Origin of the sequence: uncultured Ralstonia sp. (genome assembly GCA_913056305.1) — a bacterium.
Lineage (GTDB): Bacteria > Pseudomonadota > Gammaproteobacteria > Burkholderiales > Burkholderiaceae > Ralstonia.
Window position 1 is genome coordinate 1 of the sequence record CAJXMR010000298.1, and the last position, 4,637, is coordinate 4,637.

Sequence of the window (4,637 nt, forward strand, 5' to 3'; positions counted from 1 at the left end):
ACCGGGAAATTCTTCAGGAAAAACGTGCATCTGACTGATCTGATTGAGAAAACCCTCACCGCCATGGGTTACGAGCTGGTGGAAGTGGAGCGCGCGCCAGCCGGGTTGCTGCGCGTGTATATCGATCAGGCGGAAAACGGCATCGTCATTGAAGACTGCGAGAAGGTGAGCCACCAGCTCACGCGCGTATTCGAGGTTGAGAACGTCAACTACGAGCGGCTGGAGGTATCGTCGCCGGGGCTGGATCGCCCGCTGCGCACGCTGACCGACTTCACGCGCTTCGCCGGCCTCGAGGCCAAGGTGACGCTGCGCCTGCCGGTGGGTGGGCAGAAGAATTTCACGGGGATTGTTCAGGCTCCCGCGGGGGAGCCCGGCCAGGAACGAATCGGCCTCGAGTTTGAGGGCAAGGAAGGCCCCGCGCTGCTGGAATTTACGCTGTCGGAACTCGACCGCGCCCGGCTGGTGCCCGTGCTGGACTTCAAAGGAAATCGAAATAAAGGGAACAAGCAATGAGCCGCGAAGTTCTGTTGCTCGTCGATGCGCTTGCGCGCGAAAAAAACGTCGACAAGGATGTGGTGTTCGGGGCGTTGGAGGCCGCATTGGCTTCGGCGACCAAGAAGCGCTTTGAAGAAGACGTGGATGTGCGCGTGGCGATCGACCGTGAGTCGGGCGAACACGAAACCTTCCGCCGCTGGCTCGTCGTTCCTGACGATGCAGGCCTGCAGGAGCCGGACAAGCAGATCCTGCTGTTCGAAGCCAAGGAGCAGGACGCCGACATCAACGTCGATGAATTCATCGAAGAGCAGATCGAGTCGGTCGAGTTCGGCCGCATCGGCGCGCAGGCTGCCAAGCAGGTGATCCTGCAGCGCATCCGCGACGCCGAGCGCGAGCAGATCCTGAACGACTACCTCGATCGCGGCGAGAAGATCATGACCGGCACGATCAAACGTGCCGACAAGAAGGGCCTGATCGTCGAATCCGGCCGCGTCGAAGCGCTGCTGGCGCGCGACCAGATGATCCCGAAGGAAAACCTGCGCACGGGCGACCGCGTCCGCGCGTACATCCTGAACGTCGACCGCACCGCACGCGGCCCGCAGATCGAACTCTCGCGCACGTGCCCCGAGTTCCTGATCAAGCTCTTCGAGAACGAAGTGCCGGAAATGGAACAGGGCCTGCTGGAGATCAAGGCGGCGGCGCGCGATCCGGGTGTGCGTGCGAAAATCGCGGTCGTGGCGCATGACAAGCGCATCGACCCGATCGGCACCTGCGTTGGCGTGCGTGGCACGCGTGTGACGGCGGTGCGCAACGAAGTCGGCGGCGAGGCCGTGGATATCGTGTTGTGGTCGGAAGATCCGGCGCAGTTCGTGATCGGCGCGCTGGCGCCGGCACAGGTGCAGTCCATCGTCGTGGACGAAGAGAAGCACAGCATGGACGTGGTGGTCGACGAGGAGAACCTCGCCGTGGCCATCGGTCGTAGCGGTCAGAACGTGCGTCTGGCGTCGGAACTGACCGGCTGGCAGATCAACATCATGACGCCGGCCGAATCTGCGCAGAAGCAGGCAGAAGAAAGCTCCGTCGTTCGCCAGCTGTTCATGGCAAAGCTGGACGTGGACGAAGAAGTCGCCGACATCCTGATCGAAGAGGGCTTCAGCTCGCTCGAAGAAGTGGCCTACGTGCCGCTGCAGGAAATGCTGGAGATCGAGGCGTTCGACGAAGACACCGTCAACGAGCTGCGCAACCGCGCCCGTGACGTGCTGTTGACGATGGAGCTGGCAAAGGAAGAGAAGGTCGAGAAGGTGTCACAAGACCTGCGCGACCTCGAAGGGCTGACCCCGGAGCTGATCGGCAAGCTGGCCGAGGGGAACATCCAGACGCGTGACGACTTGGCCGAGCTGGCCGTGGACGAACTGGTCGAGATGACCGGCGTCGACGAAGAACAGGCCAAGGCGCTGATCATGAAGGCGCGTGAACACTGGTTTTCGTGAGCCTGCGGCAAGCGTTGATCGTTTTTCGCAATCCTCACTGAAACCAAGCATCGAAAGGGTTTGAATGGCAAGCACAACAGTTGCCCAACTCGCTGGCGAATTGAACCGTAGCGCATCGGCGCTGCTGGAGCAGTTGCAGGCCGCGGGCGTGCAGAAGGCGACGCCGGAAGACGTCATCACCGAATCGGACAAGACCCGTCTGCTCGACTATCTCAAGCGAGCTCACGGCAGTGCCGAGGATGGCGCGCGCAAGAAGATCACGATCACCAAACGCGAAACCAGTGAGATCCGCCAGGCGGATGCCACCGGCAAAACGCGTACCGTGCAAGTGGAAGTCAAGAAGAAGCGCGTGTTGGTCAAGCGTGATGAGCCGAGCGCGGCCCAGGCGGAAGCCGAGGCTGCGCCTGCCGCGCCGGTCGTCGATGCTGAGGAAGCCGCGCGCCGCGAGGAAGAACAACGCCACCAGGCCGAGTTGCTGGCGCGTCAGGAAGCCGAGCTGAAGGCCCGCCAAGAGGCGATGGAGCGCGAGGAAGCCGAGCGCCGCGCTCGCCAGGAGGCCGCCGAAGCCGAGCAGAAGCGCCAGGCCGAACTCGCCGCCAAGAAGGCGGAAGAGGAAGCCGTGGCTGCCCGCGCCGCCGCTGAGGCAGCCGACGAGGCCCCGCGCCGCAAGGCCGAGGAAGACGCCGCACGCCTGGCCGGCGAACGCGAAGCCGCGCAGAAGGCCGCTGACGAGGCGCGTGTTGCCGCTGACAAGATCAAGGCTGAGGAAGACGCCGCGCGCAAGCGCCGCGAAGCCGCCGAAGCCGAAGCCCGTGCCATCCGCGAGATGATGAGCGCCCCGGCACGCGTGCTGAAGACGCCCGCCGAGCGCAAGGCTGAAGAGAAGAAGGCCGAGCAAACAACGGGCACGCTGCACAAGCCGGTCAAGCCGGCTGGCGAAGCGCGTCCGGCTGCGGCCGCCAAGAAGCCGGCCGCACCGGCACCTGCCGCAGCTGCGCCGAGCAGTGCACCGGCCGGTGATAAGAAGGGTGGTCGCGGCAAGTCGGGTTGGCAGGATGACAACCGCGGTAAGCGCGGTGGTCTGAAGACGCGCGGCGACAGCGGCGGTGGCGTCGACGGCTGGCGTTCTGGCTCCAAGGGCGGCCGCAACCGCCATGGTGACGACAATCGCAATGCCTTCCAGGCGCCGACCGAGCCGGTGGTGCGTGAAGTGCACGTGCCGGAAACCATCTCTGTGGCCGATCTGGCGCACAAGATGTCGGTCAAGGCCGCCGAGGTCATCAAGCAGATGATGAAGCTCGGCCAGATGGTCACGATCAACCAGGTGCTGGACCAGGAGACCGCGATGATCGTGGTCGAGGAAATGGGCCACCAGGCGATCGCGGCCAAGCTGGACGATCCGGAAGCGCTGCTGATCGTGGGCGGTGAAGAGCAAATCGATGTCGAGGCTGAAACCCGTCCGCCGGTCGTGACCGTGATGGGTCACGTCGACCACGGCAAGACCTCGCTGCTGGACCACATCCGTCGCGCCAAGGTGGCGGCGGGCGAAGCCGGCGGCATCACGCAGCACATCGGTGCGTACCACGTTGAAACCGACCGCGGCGTCATCACCTTCCTGGATACCCCGGGTCACGAGGCCTTCACGGCCATGCGTGCGCGCGGTGCCAAGGCGACCGACATCGTGATCCTGGTGGTGGCGGCGGACGACGGCGTCATGCCGCAGACGAAGGAAGCCATCGCCCACGCGAAGGCGGCCGGTGTGCCGATCGTCGTGGCGATCAACAAGATTGATAAGCCCGATGCCAACCCGGACCGCGTCAAGCAGGAACTGGTGGCCGAGGGTGTGATTCCGGAAGAGTACGGCGGTGAATCGCCGTTCGTGCCGGTGTCGGCCAAGACGGGCGCAGGCATCGATACGCTGCTGGAGAACGTCTCGCTGCAGGCCGAAGTGCTGGAGCTGAAGGCGCCGGTCAACGCGCCGGCCAAGGGTCTGGTGGTGGAAGCGCAGCTGGACAAGGGCAAGGGCCCGATCGCCACGGTGCTGGTGCAGAGCGGTACGCTCAAGCGCGGCGACGTGGTGCTCGCGGGCACGGCCTATGGCCGCGTGCGCGCCATGCTGGACGAGAACGGCAAGCCGGCCAAGGAAGCCGGTCCGTCGATCCCGGTGGAAATCCAGGGTCTGTCGGAAGTGCCGGGCGCCGGTGAAGAAGTCATGGTGCTGCCGGACGAGCGCAAGGCGCGCGAAATCGCGCTGTTCCGCCAAGGCAAGTTCCGCGACGTCAAGCTGGCACGCCAGCAGGCCGCCAAGCTGGAAACGATGCTGGAGCAGATGGCCGAAGGCGATGTGAAGTCGCTGCCGCTGATCATCAAGGCCGACGTGCAGGGCTCGCAGGAAGCACTGGTGCATTCGCTGCAGAAGTTGTCCACCGGCGAAGTGCGTGTGCAGATCGTGCATGCCGCCGTGGGTGGCATCACCGAATCCGACGTCAACCTGGCAACCGCGTCGAAGGCCGTCATCATCGGCTTCAACACGCGGGCCGATGCGGGCGCGCGCAAGCTGGCCGAGCACCAGGGCATCGACATCCGCTACTACAACATCATCTATGACGCTGTGGATGAGGTGAAGGCGGCGATGTCGGGCATGCTGTCGCC

At 64.5% G+C, this 4,637-nt stretch carries 3 protein-coding genes; all 3 read left to right on the forward strand.

What is annotated here, in order from left to right; all coding sequences use genetic code 11:
- Positions 1–24: 24 nt before the first annotated feature.
- Entirely contained in the window at positions 25–513 is a 489-nt protein-coding gene (gene rimP / locus QZ609_RS24785) for a ribosome maturation factor RimP (RefSeq protein WP_295500600.1), read from the forward strand.
- Positions 510–1,985 carry a transcription termination factor NusA gene (nusA, locus tag QZ609_RS24790; protein WP_295500594.1) on the forward strand — a complete coding sequence of 492 codons (1,476 nt, stop codon included), beginning with the start codon at positions 510–512 and terminating at the stop codon, positions 1,983–1,985. Before rimP ends, nusA begins: the two co-directional genes overlap by 4 nt.
- Positions 1,986–2,049: 64 nt before the next feature.
- The coding region (gene infB, locus QZ609_RS24795; RefSeq protein ID WP_295500597.1) for a translation initiation factor IF-2 at positions 2,050–4,637 on the forward strand (2,588 nt) is incomplete at its 3' end.

Coding starts and splice junctions, on each gene's coding strand:
- nusA (WP_295500594.1), top strand. CDS start 510: ATGAGCCGCGAAGTTCTGTTGCTCGTCGATGCGCTTGCGCGCGAAAAA.